This is a genomic window from Cronobacter universalis NCTC 9529 (assembly GCF_001277175.1).
In the GTDB taxonomy this organism is placed as follows: Bacteria; Pseudomonadota; Gammaproteobacteria; order Enterobacterales; family Enterobacteriaceae; genus Cronobacter; species Cronobacter universalis.
The window spans coordinates 2,761,102-2,781,920 of record NZ_CP012257.1; the positions used below are offsets into that span (position 1 = coordinate 2,761,102).

General features: G+C 51.4%; 17 protein-coding genes. All 17 read right to left on the bottom strand.

Annotated features, from left to right (window positions below; all coding sequences use genetic code 11):
- Position 1: 1 nt before the first annotated feature.
- Positions 2-1,036, bottom strand: coding sequence for a UDP-N-acetylglucosamine 4,6-dehydratase/5-epimerase (fnlA, locus tag AFK65_RS12810; protein WP_007699418.1), 1,035 nt, complete (start codon positions 1,034-1,036; stop codon positions 2-4).
- Positions 1,023-2,198: a glycosyltransferase gene (locus tag AFK65_RS21140; protein WP_007699421.1), complete on the bottom strand. Its 1,176-nt coding sequence runs from the start codon at positions 2,196-2,198 to the stop codon at positions 1,023-1,025. The genes fnlA and AFK65_RS21140 overlap by 14 nt, the downstream gene beginning before the upstream one ends.
- A complete protein-coding gene (locus tag AFK65_RS12815; protein ID WP_038856798.1) occupies positions 2,198-3,355 on the bottom strand; it encodes a glycosyltransferase in 1,158 nt (385 codons plus the stop codon). The genes AFK65_RS21140 and AFK65_RS12815 overlap by 1 nt, the downstream gene beginning before the upstream one ends.
- Complete coding sequence (locus AFK65_RS12820) at positions 3,356-4,477, bottom strand: hypothetical protein (protein ID WP_007699426.1); 1,122 nt, start codon at positions 4,475-4,477, stop codon at positions 3,356-3,358. It lies immediately after the preceding gene.
- 4 nt (positions 4,478-4,481) lie between these two features.
- Complete coding sequence (locus AFK65_RS21145; RefSeq protein WP_007699428.1) at positions 4,482-5,771, bottom strand: lipopolysaccharide biosynthesis protein; 1,290 nt, start codon at positions 5,769-5,771, stop codon at positions 4,482-4,484.
- Between the two features lie 270 nt (positions 5,772-6,041).
- The gene (gene galF, locus AFK65_RS12825) at positions 6,042-6,932 is read right to left on the bottom strand and encodes a UTP--glucose-1-phosphate uridylyltransferase GalF (RefSeq protein ID WP_007699430.1); all 891 of its coding nucleotides are present in this window, start codon (positions 6,930-6,932) and stop codon (positions 6,042-6,044) included.
- Positions 6,933-7,103: 171 nt separating this feature from the next.
- Positions 7,104-8,522, bottom strand: a complete 1,419-nt coding sequence (gene wcaM, locus AFK65_RS12830; RefSeq protein WP_038856793.1) for a colanic acid biosynthesis protein WcaM — start codon at positions 8,520-8,522, stop codon at positions 7,104-7,106.
- 11 nt (positions 8,523-8,533) lie between these two features.
- Positions 8,534-9,754 (bottom strand): colanic acid biosynthesis glycosyltransferase WcaL, encoded by a 1,221-nt coding sequence (gene wcaL, locus AFK65_RS12835; protein WP_038856791.1) that lies wholly within the window; start codon positions 9,752-9,754, stop codon positions 8,534-8,536.
- Positions 9,751-11,031: a colanic acid biosynthesis pyruvyl transferase WcaK gene (wcaK, locus tag AFK65_RS12840; protein ID WP_007699435.1), complete on the bottom strand. Its 1,281-nt coding sequence runs from the start codon at positions 11,029-11,031 to the stop codon at positions 9,751-9,753. Before wcaK ends, wcaL begins: the two co-directional genes overlap by 4 nt.
- 79 nt (positions 11,032-11,110) lie before the next feature.
- Positions 11,111-12,589: an MOP flippase family protein gene (locus tag AFK65_RS12845; protein WP_038856790.1), complete on the bottom strand. Its 1,479-nt coding sequence runs from the start codon at positions 12,587-12,589 to the stop codon at positions 11,111-11,113.
- A gap of 12 nt (positions 12,590-12,601) precedes the next feature.
- A complete protein-coding gene (wcaJ, locus tag AFK65_RS12850; protein ID WP_038856789.1) occupies positions 12,602-13,996 on the bottom strand; it encodes an undecaprenyl-phosphate glucose phosphotransferase in 1,395 nt (464 codons plus the stop codon).
- Between the two features lie 114 nt (positions 13,997-14,110).
- Positions 14,111-15,481 (bottom strand): colanic acid biosynthesis phosphomannomutase CpsG, encoded by a 1,371-nt coding sequence (cpsG, locus tag AFK65_RS12855; RefSeq protein ID WP_038856788.1) that lies wholly within the window; start codon positions 15,479-15,481, stop codon positions 14,111-14,113.
- Positions 15,482-15,536: 55 nt separating this feature from the next.
- The gene (gene cpsB / locus AFK65_RS12860) at positions 15,537-16,979 is read right to left on the bottom strand and encodes a mannose-1-phosphate guanyltransferase (RefSeq protein ID WP_032804752.1); all 1,443 of its coding nucleotides are present in this window, start codon (positions 16,977-16,979) and stop codon (positions 15,537-15,539) included.
- A 3-nt stretch (positions 16,980-16,982) separates the two neighbouring features.
- Positions 16,983-18,206, bottom strand: a complete 1,224-nt coding sequence (gene wcaI, locus AFK65_RS12865; RefSeq protein WP_038856786.1) for a colanic acid biosynthesis fucosyltransferase WcaI — start codon at positions 18,204-18,206, stop codon at positions 16,983-16,985.
- Positions 18,203-18,682, bottom strand: coding sequence for a GDP-mannose mannosyl hydrolase (locus AFK65_RS12870; RefSeq protein WP_007699452.1), 480 nt, complete (start codon positions 18,680-18,682; stop codon positions 18,203-18,205). Before AFK65_RS12870 ends, wcaI begins: the two co-directional genes overlap by 4 nt.
- A 2-nt stretch (positions 18,683-18,684) precedes the next feature.
- The gene (gene fcl / locus AFK65_RS12875) at positions 18,685-19,650 is read right to left on the bottom strand and encodes a GDP-L-fucose synthase (protein ID WP_007699453.1); all 966 of its coding nucleotides are present in this window, start codon (positions 19,648-19,650) and stop codon (positions 18,685-18,687) included.
- 2 nt (positions 19,651-19,652) lie between these two features.
- The gene (gene gmd, locus AFK65_RS12880) at positions 19,653-20,774 is read right to left on the bottom strand and encodes a GDP-mannose 4,6-dehydratase (protein WP_004386768.1); all 1,122 of its coding nucleotides are present in this window, start codon (positions 20,772-20,774) and stop codon (positions 19,653-19,655) included.
- Between the last annotated feature and the right edge of the window lie 45 nt (positions 20,775-20,819).

The following is a 20,819-nucleotide window of genomic DNA, read 5'->3' on the forward strand; positions in this document are numbered from 1 at the left end:
TTTATGAGTCCAATTCGTATTGCTCGCCAGCGCGTAAAGCTCGAATGAATGAAAGTTTAAGCAGCAGCTTTTTCATACCTTCAACATCAAGGCGAGTAGTATTGTGAGAATTGTAATCTTCAACCTCAGATATGCGTCGATCGCCCTGTTCAACATATTTACCATAGTTAAGGTCACGTAAATCAGGTGGCACGCGATAGTAATCTCCCATATCAACCGCAGCGATCATCTCTTCACGGCTCAACAAAGCTTCGTATAGTTTTTCACCGTGTCGAGTGCCGATAATATTAATGGGGTGATGCTCTTTATTGAGAAGCTCTTTTAAGGCGATAGCTAAGGTTTCAATGGTTGCTGCGGGAGCTTTCTGGACGAATATGTCACCGTTATTACCGTGTTCAAACGCATAGAGCACAAGATCCACAGCGTCTTCAAGTGTCATCATGAAGCGTGTCATATTGGGATCGGTAATAGTTAGGGGCTGGTCAGCTTTGATCAGGTCGACGAACAGAGGAATAACAGAACCGCGCGAAGCCATTACGTTGCCATAACGAGTACCACAAATGACAGTCTTGTTCGTATCCACATTACGTGATTTCGCAACCATCACTTTTTCCATCATAGCCTTGGAGATACCCATAGCATTGATTGGATAAACAGCTTTATCTGTACTTAGACATACCACACGTTTAACTTCGTTAGCAATTGCCGCCTCGAGGACATTTTCGGTACCAAGAACGTTCGTTTTAACCGCTTCCATGGGGTGAAATTCGCAGGAAGGCACTTGCTTGAGCGCAGCCGCATGATAAATAAAATCTACACCTCGTGTCGCGTTTAGGATGCTTCCATAGTCACGCACGTCACCAATATAAAATTTAAGCTTATTGTTATTATATTTTTTTCGCATGTCATCTTGTTTTTTCTCGTCGCGAGAAAAAATGCGTATTTCTTTTATATCGGTGTTCAGGAAACGATTTAACACTGCGTTTCCGAAAGAACCGGTACCACCAGTTATTAAAAGGACTTTATTTTTGAACATGCTGCCTCTCATTATTAACAAGATACTCTTTGATTAATGCCACTATTTTATTTACACGGTGTTCTTGCGAACCATATTTTCTAACAATCTGGACTGCTTTATGATATCTTTCTCCAAGATTCATATCATGAATAGCGTTATATAATGCCTCGACGTAGGAATTAATATCATTGGCACTATAATAATAAGCATAATTACCGCATATAGACTTCGCAAAATCAAAGTCTGGGACGACCAGCGGCCTTAGCATTGACATTGCTTCGATATAGCTTGTCGAAAAGACTTCAAGCGCACTAGGCTGAAGAACCACATCATATTTTGAATATATACTTAATGCTTGAGAATGCGAATAAGCACCGATGTTATCTATAAGATCTTCAACGCCGTGGTTTTTGGCAATTTCTACAATATTATGGTAGTCTGTATCAGAACCCACTGTAAATGTTATTTTGAATTTTCCTGAATACCGTTTTCTTAATAGAGCGGCTGCAACAGGTACCCTTTCCAGATCTTTATGCTTATAATATGCGGTAGGCACTAATATTTTGCAAACAGGTTCACTGCTTAAATTCTCAACGTAATCAGTTGCAATATTTCTTTGGTTCAGAAAATTCAAGAAATCCTCTGATACGGAATTATAAACTATATGGATCTCTGATTTTTTTCCTACTATATTCTGCAGTTGAACTTTTGATGATTCTGTTTGAACAATCCATACATTAGCTTTCTTAATATTAATCCTTTGATAAGCGGTTTTCAACTTTCTTTTTATCTGCTCTTTTTTATTTCCGCATAAGTTATAAGCATATTGTGATGCACCTAAAATATATGGATTACTACAACCCATAATATGTGGGACGCTAAATTTTATATATGCTGGCCCAGCAGATGTATATACTAGTTTAGGACTAACCGAATCAACTATTTTCTTTATTTTATTTCTTGCAAGTAATGAAGATGCGGGGGAGTCATAAGCAATAAAGAAAGACCCCTGGGGAAGAATTTCTTTTATTTGCTCATATACCTGTGGGCTCAGTAAAAAAAACCATTTTAATCCGTAACCTTTATTTTTTAATACTTGAGATATGAAATTTACGCTATTCTGGATCCCACCGCCAATTACATTTGTGGAACAGTTAAAAACTACATCTGATTTGTTCATTATTTAATTCGCTTGATAAACTCTTTAAATTTTCTCAAATTAGCTCGTGTAGAATAATTTTTTTCAAAAATATTCTTTAACATTGGAGTATATTGATCCTTTTTTTCCACGGCTAATTCGATTAAATTATTAATATCATCCTCTTTTGGCTGATAGCTTATACCTGTAAATTGTAACTCTGAACCAATGTCACCGACAGGATTAGTAATTACTGGCACGCCAAAAGAGATAGCTTCAACATATTTTGAGGGGAAGCCAGCAATAGCATATCTCTTGTTTTCTCGGAAAAAAACACAATAATCTGTTTTTTTGTACAACGAAAAGATCTCAGTCATTTTTAGACGCCCAAGGAAAATACAGATTTTGTCCAGTGCGTATTGGTTCTGATAGTATGCAGGATAGAGTTCTAAAAAACTTTCTTTAGTAATTCCAGCTATATAGAATTTTACAATATTCATTGCTTTTTCGCTTTTGAGCAATTCTTCTATGAAAAAGTCAAGCCTATCTTTTTTTCCGGGAACACCTGCATATAGTAAAACCAAACTTTCAGACGATTGTTCCTTAATATAAGTTTCTTGAAAATCATTACCCAGAGGAGGGACTTTGATAATATTTTTTCCCTTATGACTATAGAACTTCTCTAAGAACGAGGATATAGCTATGACATTTTTAAACATAGGGTAAGCTAAATGCATGCGACACCAATTTTCTAATGAAGCCACACCATACTTCCCACCGATTAAATGTTCGCTCTCATACCATTCAGTTGAATCAAGGATAACTTTCTTATTAAAGATCTTAGATAAAATTAAAACAGTTATAGAAAAAAGAAATGGAGTATTATAAATGAATATATGACTATATTTTTCTTTATTTGCGATCATCCATGGTATAATCTGCATGCCCATAAATAGAAAATTGATTAATTTTCCTATTTTAGATTTCTTTTTCTTGTCAAGAATAGAGAAAGATCGATAACTAGTTTTATCATTTATTTTTATTTCAGCTTCGCTTCCTTGTTCCCATCCGCCTATTAAGATGCTTTCACATTCGTCTATATGATTTAACATATCAACAATTTTATGGACTCGCTTTCCAGCAGCATCTATATCGGGAAACCTGAACATACCGGTATAAAAGACTTTGAACCCATCCATTTAATTGAGCACCTTACCTTGTTTTTTAAAATTAGCGTACATACTTAGACCCAGAATCTGCAATACAGGGAAGAATAATATAAAGTATCTCAAGTTTATTGTAGGATTAAAAAGCCAAATGCCAAAGAAAGCATTGATCATGGCTAATAGATATTTTTCTTTTTGATTCATATAAAATTCGTAATTAAGTATAGAATTTAATATAAAGGGGCTTAAAAATATTAGAAAAGTAACCTGTGGTATATTTTTAAAGCGACCAACATCAATTCCATCACCGTCGATAAAATCGAATGAGATGATTGCATCATGAATATATTGAACTGCTCTGACCGGGTTTAAAAGCAAAGAACCTACATAAACGCTTCTATTTAAACTATACACTAAATAGCTCATACCATCTGATAGCGTAGATTCATCAAAAAATTCAGTCTGATATTTAGCCAGCACTCCATTAGCTAAAGAAAGAAAAACATATGCCACGATAAACCTTACAATATGTTTTTTATTACCAAGAATGAAAAATAAGTAAAGCATAAGTAATGCAGGTAACTGGAAACGAATTAATGCAGATATTAGCATTAATACTAAAAATGACTTCCAGTGCTGCTCTAGTGAAAACTTTATCGCTAGTAAAATTATCAATATTGTGAAAGAGTCTTTATTGATCAGTTGCGCAAAATATACCAAAGGCGTCATTAAAAAAAATGTAAATGCAAATGTTATATCTAAATTTAGCTTATAAATTATTGACGCGTATGTTTTTAAAGAGAATAACAAAACTACTAAATTAACGATCAGCGAAAGACTTTCATACGATATATTTATATCAAGAGAATCTAAAATGTGATGAAAAAAGAAATATAACAATGAAATACCAAAGTTATTATTTAAACCTGAAAGGGTTATCCAATCTCCTGAAGACTCTATATCTTCAATATAACTCAAATAAACATAGTGATCGTGTATATTTACCGGATTAAGCCATCCTTTAATTGGTTCATATGTAAAGCCTTTATCATAGACAAAAAACAAGAAATATATGAAGCAACCCAAACAAAAAAATAAAAAAATATAATATAAGAAAATGGCTGTGAACTTAGAATTCTGATGATATCTTTCCATATTCTTAATTGACCCACCAATAAGTTGATATAATAACTGCAAAGCAGAAAGCAATATAAAAATGACAATAATGCATATCAAAACCCATTGGGTTAAGTCGTTCTGAAACAAACCATGTGGTATAAGTAAGTAGCATATTTGAGAGAAATATTGCTAAAGCCACACCGGTTAATCCCCATATTGAACCGCAAAATATAATTAGTAAAAACAAAACAAACGTATTAGAAATATATACATATGAGATATATTTAGTTTTCTCGCTTAATTTTATACCAGCATCAACCATTTCTTTTATGACTAACAGTGACATAGCAATAATCATTATATATGTTGCATGTTCTGATTCTGAATAAGACTCAGGTATAAAGAAATGAAAAATGAACCAGGTCATAAAAAAAAGTATTGCAACGATAAATGGCAATGAAATTATTACTAATCTAAATACTTTCCTTGTACTTTCTATGGCGCTTTTATTATTTTCATTATAAAGTAACGGATACCACACCATACAAAACGCGCTCACCCCAACCATCATTAGGGCCGAGATTTTATTCGCAAGAGCGAATAATCCAATAGTAGATTGCGTAAATATCGCATATAAAATAAACCGGTTGCCATACTGTGCTATAACACTAGCGATCCTGCCCGGCAACTGCGGAAGCGAGAATGCCATAATTTTTTTAAAATCATCATGCGATTTTTTAACCAAAAATTCTTTTTTGAGTATAGCTAAGGATATTATTACAGATACTACATAAGAAATTAGCAAAGCGCAGAAATAACCTTTTATGCCACTTTTTAGCCCAATAACAGCATAGCATGCCAACCCGGCGAATGTGCTTGTTTGCAATATATTAATAAAAATTACATATTTTATTGTTCGAGCATATCGTATAGTTAAACTATTAACTATATACAAATTTGCAAATAACACACTAAAACCAGACAAAGTCAATTCGATGTATGCTGTAGATCCTAGCGATAACAATGGAATCATCAGAGGCATTGAAATTAAATATATAACTAAAGCCCCTACCGAAAATCGTAATACGCTAAAAAACACAGTTTTAGGAATGCTTTTACTTTGATAATAATATCTTTGTAAGGCAGTGTCTAATTGACACATGCCGAACACCATAAAAATGTTATATAGTGAAAGGATAAGTTCCAGTCGTCCCATCTCTTGTGGGACGAGATAGTGGGTAAAAATGGGCGTTAATAAGAAAGGTAATAATCTGGAGATGCCTGAAACAAAAATAAAAACTATAATTTCACGTATAAACTTAGCAATCATTTTTTTCTAAGGTTGTTATTTGTAATTGATCAAAAAGCATGCTACCGCCCCTGGCTCGACAGCTACCAGACAACTGATGTTAACAGCTTATACTTTTTGGCATCTGAGTATTAATCAGATTTTTTAACATTAAGTTATATAAAACTAAACACAAAAAAAACAAAACGGCAGCGAGTCCGTCGAGTATAAATGCTTATCAACCCGAATGCTCAACTGCCGTTTTATCAAAGGCTATCCTGCCTGTATAGCGTTCTGCGCAACGCGGCTGGCTTACGCCAGCAGCTTCTTGATGCTTTCGCGGAACTTCTGCCCTTCTTTCAGATTACGCAGGCCGTAGTTGACGAACGCCTTCATGTAACCCATTTTTTTGCCGCAATCATAGCTTTCGCCGGTCATCAGCATCGCTTCAACAGGCTGATTCTCGTTAAGGCGCGCGATGGCGTCAGTCAGCTGAATACGTCCCCAGGCGCCCGGCTCGGTTTTCGCGAGCTCTTCCCAGACATCCGCGGACAGCACATAACGCCCGACCGCCATCAGATCGGAATTCAGCGTCTGCGGCTGATCCGGTTTCTCAATGAAGTCGACGATGCGGCTGATTTTACCTTCGGTATCCAACGGATCCTGAGTGGTGATCACGGAGTATTCAGAGAGATCGCCTGCCATACGTTTCGCCAGTACCTGGCTGCGGCCATTTTCCTGGAAGCGGGCAATCATAGCGGCCAGGTTATAACGCAGCGGGTCAGCAGAGGCGGCGTCAATAATAACATCCGGCAGTACGACCACAAACGGGTTATCGCCAATAATCGGGCGGGCACACAGGATCGAGTGACCAAGGCCCAGCGGCTGCGCCTGGCGCACGTTCATGATGGTCACGCCCGGCGGGCAGATGGACTGCACTTCCGCAAGCAACTGGCGCTTCACACGCTGTTCGAGCAGCGCTTCGAGTTCGTAAGAGGTGTCGAAGTGGTTCTCAACCGCGTTCTTGGAGGAGTGGGTAACCAGCACAATTTCCTTGATTCCCGCCGCTACGATTTCGTCGACAATATACTGAATCATTGGCTTATCGACGATAGGTAGCATTTCCTTCGGAATAGCCTTAGTGGCTGGCAGCATATGCATGCCGAGCCCGGCTACCGGGATGACTGCTTTTAAATTAATCATTTTCTCTCCCACCTCAAAAGGTTGATGAATTATAGTCGTTTACCGGACATAAGCCAGTATGAATTTCTCCATGGCGTAAGCGCCATAGCCCTGCGACTCTCAGGGAAAGTGGTTATACCTTCTATGAATTCATACCGTTAATCGCCAGGATAATTCGTAAAGTCCGGGCAATCATTTTGTGATCCGCGTCGGCAGCGCAAAATTCAGCATTTCCGTGTTCACGTGCTGATGATCCACCCGGTCAATGTCGACTGAACTCTGCCCTTTCTCGTTCACCGCCTGGATGTTCGCGAGCGACAGCAGCGTATCGTCTTTGGCCATAAAGCGGCCGCGCACATCTTTGCGCAGATCAAAGCGCATCTTCAGCGCCGGGCCGACGGACGACTCCTGCATCACTTTCACGTTACGCACAAACAGGTGCTGCGGCTTGTTGTTCAGCTCAAGCGTGGCGCGCTTCATATCTAAGTTGGTGATAGAGACGAACGAGGTGGCGTTACCGGAGGAGATCTGGATCCCGCGCAGCTTATAAGGCAGGGTGCGGTTATCCATGAAGATGTTGTTCAGCTTGAAGTTCTGCGGAATCGACAGGTAATTGCCTTTGATAACGCCGTAGCCGATCAGCATTCCGGCGCTGTTCACCATATTGATGTTATCGATGAGAAAGTTATCGCAGCCGTAAATCGCGACCGTCGCGTTATCGATGCCCGCGGTCTTACTGAAGTCTGGCGTGATGTTTTTCGCTTTCACATTACGGATGACGAAATGTTTGCCGTTCTCCACATGCACCAGCTGGCGGCAGTTGCTGCCAGTGATGTTCGCCACCACGAAGTTCTTCACCGCCTGGCTTTCCGGGTAGGCGTTATCGTAGGTGCTGCCCGCAAGACCGATGCCGATACCCCAGTTGATTTTGCCGTTGGTGCAGTTGATCTGGTCAAGGACATGGTCGGAGATGAGAAGCTCTGAATCATTAATCGCCACGTTCCATTCAATGGCGTCGCCCTGGAGCCGTTCAAAGCGTCCGTTAGTGATCCGCACATTGCGCAGTTCGTTATGAAAGCCCTGGCGCAGAATGCCGTAATTGGCGTCGTGGATGTAGATATCGTCGATCACGAGATCCTGCATCTTCTGCGGCTTTTTGCCGCCGATGTAAATCTGCATCACCGGGCCGAAGCCGCTCATCTCGATGCCTTTAATCGCCACCTGCGAGCCGCGCACGTCGAGGATGATGTTATGCAGGCGCCCTTTTTTCTCGCCCAGGATCTGGCAGCCGTCCTGGAGAATAAAGCGCCCTTTGCCGTTGCCCTTAAGCGCGCCGAGCACCCGCAGGGTTTTCCCGGCCGGCATAAACACCGGGCTGTTAATGTTGTCGCAGGTGAGGCTTTCGGGCACTTCCACTGTCTGCGCTTCATTAAAAGCCAGCTTAAACGCCTGCGGCCAGTTGTCCTTGTAGAAGTCAGCGACATTCACGGTCTTGCCGCCGGTAACGGCACGGGCGGCGCGGCTGTGCAGCAGCGGCATCAGCGCCGCAGCGGCGCCGGCCTGCACGAAAGTCCGGCGGGAAAGACGCCCGGACGACATGATTTTACGCATAAAACCTCGGGTTACAGGGTTTGCAGCAGGCCCGCGAGTTCACGGTAGATGCGCTGCTGGTTAAACTCGGTTTCCACTTTTTCACGGGCGCGGGTCAGCATCGGGCGCAGCGTCTGCTCGTCGATTTGCGCAAAGGCCTGAAGCTTGTCCGCCAGCGCGTGCGCGTCGTTTTCCGGCACCAGCCAGCCCGATTTTTCGGCATCGATAAGCTCCGGAATGCCGCTGTGCAGCGTGGAGATAACCGGAATGCCCACGGCCATCGCCTCCATCAGCGCGACCGGGATGCCTTCCATATCGCCATCCACGCCGGTGACGGAAGGCAGCAGGAACAGATCGGCTTCGTCGAGCATCGCTTTCACTTCATGGCTGGGCTTAAAGCCCGGCATAAAGACGCAGTCCTCAAGACCATATTGCTCAATCAGCGTATGCAGACGGCGCTCCCACGGCCCGGTGCCCAGGATGTTGTAACGAAAGTCCACGCCGCGGCCCTTCAGCAGACGGCAGGCCTCGATCGCCACATGCAGCCCTTTTTTCTCGGTCAGACGCGCCACGGAGATAATCTCCAGCGGCGTGCCCGGCTGCTTGAGCGGGCGCAGCGAGAATTTCTCCATGTCCACGCCCATGCGCGAGACGGCGATTTTCTCCTGCGGGCAGCCCATCGCCTTCAGGCGTGCGGCCCACAGTTCGCTAATCGGCAGCATCAAATCGCCGCGGCGAAACAGCTGCTGATACTCCGGCGTGTAGCGCGTCAGCACTTCACGGTGCGACACATCGATGCCGTGGAACACGGTGGCGATTTTGCCGTCCAGCACGCCCAGTTCGCGAAGCTTGGCGGCGGTCACGCCCGCCGGGCCAAAATGCGCGATAAACACATCGGCCTTCAGCGTGCCAGGCACGCGTCCGCAAATGGCAGAGAGGATCAGGTTGCGCGCCTCGTCGCCGTAGCGCGCCATGTTGAGCGCCCGCCAGGTGCGGGCGTTAAACAGCCCGCGGGCGGTATGGCTGGCGCGATATTTAAGTTTCGCGGCTTTGCCTTCCGGTTCTTCCAGCAGAAAACGGGTTTTCTGCGCCAGGTTGTACTCGGTGTACGCGGCATGGGTGTTTTTCAGATCGCCCTTCTGCAGCGAGACGATCTCCACCTCATACCCCATGTTGATAAAGCCGACTATCTGGTTCAGGACGAACGTTTCGGAAGCGACCGGGAATTTCAGCAGAAAGAAGCTGACTTTCATCGGGCTCCTCCCGCGCGCATCAGCACGGATTTCACCATCTGATGGCCTTTTTCGCGCTCGGCGGCGACCGCCGTAGCGAGGCGTTCGTTAATCGCCGGCAGCTGACCGAGCGTGTCGCCCACCATCGACTGCAACGAGCCGTCCAGCAGGTGGCGGATCTCAATCGCCATCTCCGGCATGCCGAGCTGCTGCATGATGCCCGCGGATTTGTGTTCGTAGTTAATGGCAATCGCCGGCGTCCCGAAGTTCATTGAGATAATCGCCGAGTGCAGACGGGTGCCGACGGTCAGTTCGCACGCGCCGAGGATTTTGCCCATTTCGAGATCGTTCAGTTCATCCATCACCACATGGAAGCGCGACGGATCTTTCACCAGCTTGCTGAGATTCAGCGCCACCATGCGGTCATCTTTGTTGTAGCTGTCGATGCCGGTGCAGGTGGAGAGCGCCAGCACCTGATAGCCTTCGTCGATAATGCGGTTCACCACATTCGCGAAAGCCTGCTCGTAGGCCTGCTGGGTAGTGCCGAGACGTTTGTCGAACGGCGCCAGCTCGCGCAGCGTAATCGCCACGGTCTTATCGCGCGCCGCCACATCCAGCCAGTGCTGCACGGCGTAGCTTGCGACGAAATCGTCATTGTGATGCTCAACCAGCCAGGCGGTATCGACGCCCAGCTCCACTTTCGAAGTGTCAATCTGGCCTTTTTTCATGAGATCCAGGCTCACGGTTTCGCGCAGGATCAGCGCGTCGCAGTGGCCGAACACATAGTTGGCGAGCTGGTTAAACTGCGGCTCCTGGAACGGCCCGACGCTGTGGCCCACCATAAACAGCGGCTTTTTCGCCATAAAGGCGCAGAGCGCGTGTTCGAACTGCGGGGTGCCGTAGAGATCGACGAAGAACGAGCCGCCAACCTGGATAATCGCGTCGTAACCGCTAAGCAGGCCGACGAAATCGGTAAAGCCCTGCGGCAGGGAGATATTGCGCAGCTTGCCGTTGCCGGTCACTTTGGCGAGCAGCACCTGGTGCTGGTAGCGGCGGCGCAGCACTTTCTTGACGCGACCCATCACGCCCGCCGCGTTGTTAAACTGCTTCATCTGTTTGTAGAGCGGGTCAGGCATGACCTCTCTGTCCAGCAGCCAGGCGGAGCTCACCGGGTAGCGGCTCATCACGTCCACTTCCGCTGAAGGATCCTGAAGCGCTATCGCATCGATAAGACCGCGCAGGATGGCGCTGTCGCCACGGTTTCCGCAGGTGTGGTTGCCAAGAATGAGTAACTTCATGTTGACCTCTGAAATATGCGCTCGCCCTGTTCGCCGCACGCTGTCAGCGGGGCTCGCGCATCAATAATTTTTAACGGGATCAGCCTGCACGGAGCAGCATTTTCATTTTATCGTTGCGGCAAAACTGGCGTTTCAGCTCCACCACCAGCGCATTGCGCGACAGTACAATCGTCACGCCAAAGGCCAGTACGCCTGCGGCAATCTGCACCGCCAGCAGCGGCGCGAGCGCCAGATGCCCCTTGAGCGCCACGCCGAGCGCGTAGCTGACCACAAGCGTAGGCAGCGAGAGCCAGAATGGCAGCAGAATGCTCTGGATATACTCGCGGTAGCTGGAGCCCAGCACCGGTTTAATCATGATGAAATAGCTCAGCACGGTGTTGATTATCTGCACCAGCAGGAAGCCGAGCGTCACGCCGAGCGCGCCGCCAAGATGCCCGCCCGCGACAATCGCCGGAATAAACAGGAAGGTTTTAAACACGTTGAATTTAAAGCTGATATCCACGCGCGCTTTCGCCATCAGCAGCGAGCCGATCGGGTTGCCAATGGAGCGCAGGAGACCGACAACGCACAGCAGTTGCAGAATCGGCACAATGCTCACCCACTTCTCGCCAAACACCAGCGGCACGAAGTTATTCGAGACCACCATCAAGCCGAGCAGCGCCGGGAAGTTAATGATCCCAACAACGGACAGCAGCTTGTAGAAATTCACGCGCAGCTTGTCGATGTCATCCTGAATTTTGGCGAACGCCGGAAACAGCACGCGGGTGATAATCGGGTTGAGCTTCATTGGCGGCACTACCGCCACGTTGTACGCGAGGTTATACCCGCCCGCGACCGCCGCGCCGAGAATGCGCGCCAGCACCAGCGTCGAGAGGTTGGTATTGACGTAGTTCACCAGGCTGTCGGCCGTCAGCCACGCGCCAAACTTCAGGTTCGAGGAGACCGACGAGAGCGAGAAATGCAGGCCCGGACGGTAAATCTTACGCCCGAAGAACCCGAACAGCGCGGTGCGCACCGCCGTGTTGACCAGATAACCGAGGATCGCGGTCATCGCCACCGGCCAGTACTGGGCGGACACCACCGTAAAGGTGAAGCCCGCCAGCACCGAGAAGGTTTCGATGGCGCCAATCTTGTTAAACTCCAGCTCTTTTTGCATCAGCGCGCGAAACTGCTGGCCGTGCGGAATAACGACGAAGGCGAACGCCAGGGTTCTGATAAGCGGCGCCAGATCGGGGTTGTGCAGCACGCCCGCGATAAGATCGCTTAACAGAAACACCACGACGCAGACCACAATCCCCAGGCCCACGTTCAGCCAGTAGAGCGTGGTGAGCTCCAGGTTGCTGATGGTTTTGCGCTGGATAATCGAGTTCGCAATCCCGAAATCGGAAAGCGTATCGGCCAGCGCAATAATCACCAGGCTAATGGTCAGCAGACCAAACTGATGGCCATCCATCAGCCGCGCCAGGATGGTCATCTGCACCAGCCCCAGGCTGATGATAATCACCGTCGAAATGGCGGACCACTTGGCGCCGCTAATGGTTTTGTCGCGAAGGCTCATGACCCACTACCCTTAATAAGCCGCTTTGTTAACAAAGCCTTTGAACACGGTCAGGAAGACGATTTTGATATCGAGCCACACGCTCCATTCGCGGATGTACTCCAGATCGAACTCGATGCGTTTTTCCATCTTCTCCAGGGTATCGGTCTCGCCGCGCCAGCCGTTGATCTGCGCCCAGCCGGTAATGCCCGGTTTGACTTTATGGCGCAGCATGTAGCCCTGAATCAGCGCGCGATACTGCTCGTTATGCGCCACCGCGTGCGGACGCGGGCCGACAATCGACATCTCGCCGGTCAGCACGTTGATAAACTGCGGCAGTTCATCAAGCGAGGTGCGGCGCAGGAAGTTGCCCACTTTGGTGACGCGCGGGTCGTTCTGGGTCGCCTGCTTCACCACTTTGTCGTTTTCCATCACGCGCATGGAGCGGAACTTCCACACCATAATCGGCTTGCCGTCCATGCCGTAGCGGGTCTGGCGGAAGATAATCGGGCCTGGCGAGCTGAGCTTCACGGCAACCGCGATACAGCACAGCACCGGCGAAATCAGCAGCAGGATCATGGACGCCAGCACGATATCTTCCAGGCGTTTCAGCACGCGGTTGATGCCGGAGAGCGGCGTATCGTACAGCGGCACCACCGGCACGCCATTCACGTCGTCGAGACGCGAGTGCAGAATGTTGAACGTAAACACATCCGGGATCAGCATCACCGAGCAGGTGGTATCGGAAAGCTCGCGTACGAGTTTCTTCATCTGCGCCTCTTCGCTCATGGACATCGCGATATAGACGTTATGGATTTTGCCCGCGCGGGCGTCTTCCACCAGCTGCTCAAGGTTGCCCGCCCAGCCGGTCGGCACGCCGCCCGGTTCCGGATCGTGGTAAATGCCGACAACCTCAAACCCCAGCCAGGGTTCGTTACGAAAGCTCTCGGCAAGCTGCTGGCCTACCGGCTGCGCGCCCGCAATCGCCACGCGGCGGGTGTTATAACCGCGATTACGCAGCCAGCCTGCGCCGAAGCGAATCGCCGAACGGCACATCACCATGCCAGCGCCGGTCAGCAGATACCAGGCGAAGAACACGCGCACCGGGCTGTCGAAATCGGGGTTAAAGGCCATCAGACCGGCGCTGAACACCAGGCTCATGGTCCAGTTCTGCAACAGCAGCAGCAGTTCGGTAGAGATTTTGACGCCGCGCCAGGAGCGGTAAAAATCGGTGATCCCGCCAATCATCTGGAACACAACGAGGGTGGTCAGGGCCATCAGCAGATGCATGTAGAAAAACGGCAGCTCATTGATCCTGCACACCACCCACAGTCCGACGAACATAATGGTTATGTCGGAGAATCGTTGCACCAGAGAGATTAACGATGCATTCGTTTTGGCTCGTTCGCGCTTTTTTAGATTTGTCATCGTCGTACCTTCAGGCGCCGTAAGGCGCAGTTAAGCGGCTGCCCTGCCCGGCAGGCCGAAGCCTGCGGGGCGTAAGCGTCGCGGTGTGCGGCGACGCCGGGCGGCCGCGCCGTTTTACTGATTCAGCAACGCAAGGATTTCCTGGGTTTTCGCCTGCATCAGTTCCGTATCCGCGCGCGATTCCACATTCAGGCGCACGACCGGCTCGGTGTTGGACGAGCGCAGGTTAAAGCGCCACTCGCCGAAATCCATGCTGATACCGTCGGTGCGGTCGATCCCTTTCGCCTGCGGCGCGAAGTGATCTTCCACACGTTTAATGGCGACAGCCGGCTGCGCCAGTTTGCTGTTGATTTCGCCGCTCGCCGGGAACGCCGCCATACGGTCGCGCACCAGCTCGCCCAGGGACTGGCCTTTCAGGCACAGCAGCTCGGCCACCAGCAGCCACGGGATCATGCCGCTGTCGCAGTAGGCGAAATCGCGGAAGTAGTGATGCGCGCTCATTTCGCCGCCGTAGATGGCGTCTTCCTGGCGCATACGCTCTTTGATAAACGCATGACCGGTTTTCGACATGACCGGCGTGCCGCCCGCGCCCTGCACCACGTCAACGGTGTTCCAGGACAGACGCGGATCGTGAATGATCTTCGCGCCGGGGTGTTTTTCGAGGAACGCTTCGGCCAGCAGACCGACAATGTAGTAGCCCTCGATAAACTGCCCGGTTTCGTCGAACAGGAAGCAGCGGTCGAAATCGCCGTCAAAGGCGATGCCCATATCCGCGCCATGTTCGATAACCGCGTTGCGGGTGTCGTCGCGGCACTCCGGCAGCAGCGGGTTAGGAATACCGTTCGGGAAGTTGCCGTCCGGGGTGTTGTGAACCTTAATGAACTGCACCGGCACGTTCAGCGCCTTAAAGCGCGCTTCGATGGCGTCCACCACCGGGCCGGCTGCGCCGTTGCCGGAGTTAATCACAAGCTTCAGCGGCGTGAGGTTTTTCACGTCGATGTAACCGAGCAGGTGATCGATATAGGCGTCGCGCAGGTCGATTTTTTTGTAGCTGCCGCGGGCGGCTTCATTCACCGGCGGGAAGTCGTTCGCTTCGGCAAGACGCTGCACGTCGCGCAGGCCGGTATCGCCGCTAATCGGGCGCGCGCCTTCGCGAACCAGCTTCATGCCGTTGTAGTCCATCGGGTTGTGGCTCGCGGTCACTTCAATGCCGCCGTCCACGCCCAGATGGAACGTCGCGAAGTAAATTTCTTCGGTGCCGGACAGGCCGATATCCAGCACGTCGACGCCCGCGTCCTGCAACCCTTTCGCCAGCGCCAGCTTCAGCGCTTCGCTGGTCAGACGCACATCGCCGCCGAGCACAATGGTTTTCGGTTTCAGGAACTCGCCATAGGCGCGGCCGATACGCCACGCGATATCTTCATTTAACTCTTCGCCCAGACGCCCACGAATGTCGTAGGCTTTGAAACAGGTTAACTTTTCCATTTTTTATCTCTTGGGTTCTCTTTTTTGTCGGAAAAATGCGCAGGATGCCTGCGCCTCACACCCGGCCGTAACGGTCGGCGAAGCGGATCACATCGTCTTCTTCCAGATAGGTGCCGGAGCGCACTTCAATCAGGTCGAGCGGGATCTTGCCGGGGTTTTCCAGGCAGTGCGTCGCGCCCAGCGGGATGTAGACCGATTCGTTCTCACCCACCAGTTTCACCTCGTCGTTAATGGTCACCTTCGCGGTGCCCGCCACCACAATCCAGTGCTCGGCGCGGTGGTGATGCATCTGCAACGACAGCCCTTCGCCCGGCTTCACGGTGATGCGTTTCACCTGGTAGCGTTCGCCCTGATCGATGGAGTCATATTTGCCCCACGGACGGTACACTTCGCGGTGAATGTGGTGTTCGTGACGGCCGTCGGCTTTGATTTTCTCGACCACTTTTTTCACGTCCTGGACGTGGTTACGGTCGGCGATCAGCACGGCGTCTTTGGTCTGCACCACCACGAGATCTTTCACGCCAACGGTGGTCACAAGACCAGACTCGGCATAGACGTAGCTGTTTTCGGTGTTGTGCGAAATCACGTCGCCGTGATGCACGTTGCCTTCCGGCGAATGGTTAGAGATTTCCCAGAGCGACGACCACGAGCCGACATCGCTCCAGCCCGCGTCCATCGGCACCACCACCGCGTCGGCGGTTTTTTCCATCACCGCGTAGTCGATGGACTCTTCCGGGCAGGCCAGGAACGCTTCTTCATCGACGCGGATAAAATCGAGATCCGGGTCAACGGTGCTCATGGCTTTTTCGCAGGCGTCCAGGATATCCGGGCGGTATTTCGCGAGCTCTTCCAGGTAACGACCAGCGCGGAACAGGAACATGCCGCTGTTCCAGTAATATTCGCCGCTGTTGACGTAGGACTGCGCGGTCTCCTGATTCGGTTTTTCGACGAACTGGGCGACGCTGAAGGCGACGGCGTCCACCGCCACGTCCGGGTTGGAGACTTCGCCGCGGCGGATGTAGCCGTAGCCGGTTTCCGGCAGGTTCGGTACGATGCCGAAGGTGACCAGCTTGCCGCTCTCGGCGAACGGCATCGCGGCGCGCACGGCATTGCGAAACGCGTCTTCGTCCTGAATCACATGGTCAGCCGCCAGCACCAGCATTAGCGGATCGGTCTCCGGGCTGTTGCGTTTCGCCGCCAGCGCCGCCAGCGCGATAGCCGGCGCGGTGTTGCGACCGGCAGGCTCCAGGATGATGTTTTCGGTCAGCTTGTTGAGCTGGCGCAGCTGCTCGGCGACGATAAAGCGATGCTGTTCGTTACAGATAACCACCGGGCTTTCGCACTGCACGCCGTTTAAGCGGCAGACGGTGGTCTGAAGCATTGTCAGATCCCCTTTCAGGCAGAGGAACTGTTTTGGGTAAAGCACGCGGGAAAGCGGCCACAGACGGCTGCCGGAGCCGCCTGCCATAATTACCGGAAAGAGTTTTGACTGACTCATGGCTTAACCCCGAATATCAGCGATAAATTGGCTTAACACGTTCTCTTTTTCGAGCGTGCGTTCGGCATATTCACGTGCCACCGTGTTGTCTTTGGGAAGCGCCAGTGCGCTGACGATCCCTTCTGCCAGCGCGTCAACCGACTCTGGCTCTACGCAGACGGCGATGCCCGGCTCTTCAATACAGAGCTGTCCAAGCTCGGTGTCGGCCTCGGCGGTGATCACCGCGTTGCCGCCCACCGCCAGAATATTGGTGAGCTTCGACGGCAGGACCGCGTCGGCCGCGCCGCGCTTCTGGATCACCAGATGGCAATCCGCCATCTTCAGCAGCGCCGGGAGCGCTTCATAAGGTTGCAGCGGGAAGAACTTCACGTTCGCAAGCCCCCGCTCTGCGACCATCTTCTCAAGGCGCGCTTTACCGCCGCCCTGGCCGACAATCGCGAAAATCCACGGCTGGTCGGTAAACCTAGCCGCCACGTCAATGGCGCTCTCCAGCCCCTGTTTCTCCCCGATGTTGCCGGAGTAGAGGATGATTTTTTTATCCGCAGGCAGGCCAAGCTGGCTGCGCAGCGCCTCAACCTCTTCGGCTTTCACCTCCCGAAACCGCGCCACTTCGGACCAGTTCGGGAAAAAGATCACGCGCTCAGGGGGAACCCCTTTTTCTTTGGCTTTGTTCATCATCGAGCGCGAAATGGTCGAGACGTTATCGACGTTATGCAGACCGCTGCGTTCAAAGCGGCTGGCGAGACGGGCGATTTTGCCCCCCTTGCCGCGGCCCGCCATGCCAAGGCCGAGCATGGCGTCCACTTCGTAATCCTGAATGTGCAACACGGTTTTGGCGCCGGAGAGCTTCGCCAGCAGGCGCATGCCCGGCGTGCAGAACAGCGTTGGCACGACACCGATGATGCGATCCGGCTTCCAGCGACGCTGGGCCAGCAGCGGAAAGAACGAACTCGCCGCAAAGCTGCCGAGATGGATCAGGCGTTTTAACGTAGAAGGCTGTTTCGGGACATAAAGCGGGCAGCGCCACACCGTGGCGGCGCCCTGCTCTTTGCGCCAGCGCCAGGAGGAGTAGTTCTCCCCCACTTTCCAGGCCGGGTAGTAAGGCGGTGCGGTAATGACCCGCACCTCATGGCCCTGACGGGCCATCCATTCCACCATCTCGCCGGTGTACTTACCGATACCGGTCAGCTCCGGCGAGTAGTTGATGCCGTAAACCAGGATTTTCATAAGCCCGGCACTCCGGCAAAACGTTCAGCCATGAAATAGGCGCGGCTGTTGTCGTGCACATCTTCACTCGCCACAATCGAGGCGGGCGACTGCCAGCGGTAAGCTTCGTGCTGCTCTTTGGGCAGGTTGAGCTCATCCGCGTTTACGCGCAGTCGAAAACCCAGCACGATGTAATGCGTGGTGAAGTCGGTCCCGGAGAAGTTGTCGTCATAGAAGTGCTGCCAGACGCCGTAAAACTCTCCCTCCGGCATCGAAAAGCGTTTGCCAAGCTCCGCCTGCGTCAGGCGTTCAAACGCCTGCGCCAGCGGCTCATCTTTCTGAACCCGACCGCCTGGCACGAACCAGAAGCCCTGCGCCGGACGGTTGGTGCGATGACCGAGCAGGAACTCCCCCTGCTCGTTCTCGACAATCAGATCGATGGAGATAAGCGGCGTGGAGCGCACCACGGTGGCAAAATCTTCCTGACTTAAAAACATCCTTACCCCCGGAAACGATGCTGGTTTTCAAGGAACCACTGGTAAGTGCTGGCAAGGCCCGCCTCCAGTGAAATCTCGTGATACCAGCCCAGTGAGTGCAGACGGGTGACGTCGAGCAGCTTGCGCGGCGTACCGTCCGGTTTAGAGGCGTCAAACACCACGCGGCCTTTGTAGCCCACCACTTTGGCGATGGTCTGCGCCAGCTCGCGGATAGTGCAATCCACCCCGGTGCCCACGTTGATGTGCGACAGCATCGGCTCGGTGTTCTCCTGCCACACCTCGCGATCCAGCTCCATCACATGAATGCTGGCGGCGGCCATGTCATCCACATGCAGGAATTCACGCATCGGCGTGCCGCTGCCCCACACCACCACGTCCGCGGCGTTTTCCTGAGTCGCTTCGTGGAAGCGGCGCAGCAATGCCGGGATAACGTGCGAGTTGCTCGGGTGGAAGTTATCGTGCGGCCCGTACAGGTTGGTCGGCATCACCGAGCGGTAATCGCGGTTATGCTGGCGGTTGTAGGACTCGCACAGCTTGATGCCCGCGATTTTGGCGATGGCGTACGGCTCGTTGGTGGGCTCCAGCGTGCCCTGCAACAGTTCGCTTTCCGCAATCGGCTGATTCGCCAGTTTCGGATAGATGCACGACGATCCGAGGAACAACAGCTTGTTCACGTTGTGCAGATGCGCCGCGTGAATGATGTTGCTCTCAATCATCATATTTTCGTAGATGAAGTCCGCCGGGTAGGTGTTGTTGGCGACAATGCCGCCCACCTTCGCCGCCGCCAGGTAAACCTGATCCAGCGCGGCGTCCGCAAAGAACGCGTTCACCGCCGCGCTTTCCAGCAGGTTCAGCTCGTCGCGTCCTTTGAGCACCAGCTCGACATCGTCGCGCTGCTCAAGCTGGCGAACGATGGCCGACCCCACCATCCCGCGATGGCCGGCCACAAAAATACGTTGCTTTTTCATGCTCAGGACTCCAGCGCGATGGCAACCTCGTAGCCGTGAGATTTCAGCAGCGAGTGTTTCTTCGCGGCTTCGAGATCTTTCGCGACCATTTCAGAGACCATTTCCTGCAGGGTGATTTCCGGTTTCCAGCCCAGTTTTTCGTGCGCTTTGGTCGGGTCGCCCAGCAGGGTTTCCACTTCAGCAGGACGGAAGTAACGCGGATCAACCTGAACGATCACGTCGCCCGGTTTCACGCCCGGTGCGTCATGGCCGGTTACGGAAACCACGATGCCTTTCTCTTCCACGCCTTTGCCTTCAAAGCGCAGTTTGATACCCAGCTGTGCGGCCGCCATTTCGACGAACTGACGTACGGAGTACTGCACGCCGGTCGCGATAACGAAATCTTCCGGCTGTTCCTGCTGCAGCATCATCCACTGCATTTTCACGTAGTCTTTGGCATGGCCCCAGTCACGCAGGGAGTCCATGTTGCCCAGATGCAGGCAGGATTCCAGACCCTGTGCGATGTTGGCGATAGCGCGGGTGATTTTGCGGGTGACGAAGGTTTCGCCGCGGCGCGGGGATTCGTGGTTGAACAGAATGCCGTTGCACGCGTACATGCCGTAGGATTCACGGTAGTTTACGGTGATCCAGTAAGCGTAAAGTTTCGCGACCGCATACGGAGAGCGCGGGTAGAACGGGGTGGTTTCTTTCTGCGGGATTTCCTGCACCAGGCCATACAGCTCAGAGGTGGACGCCTGATAGAAACGGGTTTTCTTCTCCAGACCCAGGAAGCGGATCGCTTCCAGCAGGCGCAGGGTGCCCATGGCGTCTACGTCTGCGGTATATTCCGGGGATTCGAAGGAGACCGCTACGTGGCTCATCGCGCCCAGGTTGTACACTTCGTCCGGCTGCACTTCCTGCAGGATACGGGTCAGGTTGGAGGTATCGGTCAGGTCGCCATAGTGCAGGTGGAATTTCGGGTTGCTGCTGTGCGGATCCTGGTAGATATGGTCAACACGCTCGGTATTGAAGGAAGACGCGCGGCGTTTGATGCCGTGGACTTCATAACCTTTCTCAAGCAGAAACTCAGCCAGATAGGAGCCATCTTGTCCGGTTACGCCGGTAATGAGAGCAACTTTACTCATAATTTGTTTTTCCTCTGTTTAAATCGGACTTTGCCTGGCTCACCA

Coding starts and splice junctions, on each gene's coding strand:
- fnlA (WP_007699418.1), bottom strand. CDS start 1,036: ATGTTCAAAAATAAAGTCCTTTTAATAACTGGTGGTACCGGTTCTTTC.
- AFK65_RS21140 (WP_007699421.1), bottom strand. CDS start 2,198: ATGAACAAATCAGATGTAGTTTTTAACTGTTCCACAAATGTAATTGGC.
- AFK65_RS12815 (WP_038856798.1), bottom strand. CDS start 3,355: ATGGATGGGTTCAAAGTCTTTTATACCGGTATGTTCAGGTTTCCCGAT.
- AFK65_RS12820 (WP_007699426.1), bottom strand. CDS start 4,477: ATGGAAAGATATCATCAGAATTCTAAGTTCACAGCCATTTTCTTATAT.
- AFK65_RS21145 (WP_007699428.1), bottom strand. CDS start 5,771: ATGATTGCTAAGTTTATACGTGAAATTATAGTTTTTATTTTTGTTTCA.
- galF (WP_007699430.1), bottom strand. CDS start 6,932: ATGATTAATTTAAAAGCAGTCATCCCGGTAGCCGGGCTCGGCATGCAT.
- wcaM (WP_038856793.1), bottom strand. CDS start 8,522: ATGCGTAAAATCATGTCGTCCGGGCGTCTTTCCCGCCGGACTTTCGTG.
- wcaL (WP_038856791.1), bottom strand. CDS start 9,754: ATGAAAGTCAGCTTCTTTCTGCTGAAATTCCCGGTCGCTTCCGAAACG.
- wcaK (WP_007699435.1), bottom strand. CDS start 11,031: ATGAAGTTACTCATTCTTGGCAACCACACCTGCGGAAACCGTGGCGAC.
- AFK65_RS12845 (WP_038856790.1), bottom strand. CDS start 12,589: ATGAGCCTTCGCGACAAAACCATTAGCGGCGCCAAGTGGTCCGCCATT.
- wcaJ (WP_038856789.1), bottom strand. CDS start 13,996: ATGACAAATCTAAAAAAGCGCGAACGAGCCAAAACGAATGCATCGTTA.
- cpsG (WP_038856788.1), bottom strand. CDS start 15,481: ATGGAAAAGTTAACCTGTTTCAAAGCCTACGACATTCGTGGGCGTCTG.
- cpsB (WP_032804752.1), bottom strand. CDS start 16,979: ATGAGTCAGTCAAAACTCTTTCCGGTAATTATGGCAGGCGGCTCCGGC.
- wcaI (WP_038856786.1), bottom strand. CDS start 18,206: ATGAAAATCCTGGTTTACGGCATCAACTACTCGCCGGAGCTGACCGGT.
- AFK65_RS12870 (WP_007699452.1), bottom strand. CDS start 18,682: ATGTTTTTAAGTCAGGAAGATTTTGCCACCGTGGTGCGCTCCACGCCG.
- fcl (WP_007699453.1), bottom strand. CDS start 19,650: ATGAAAAAGCAACGTATTTTTGTGGCCGGCCATCGCGGGATGGTGGGG.
- gmd (WP_004386768.1), bottom strand. CDS start 20,774: ATGAGTAAAGTTGCTCTCATTACCGGCGTAACCGGACAAGATGGCTCC.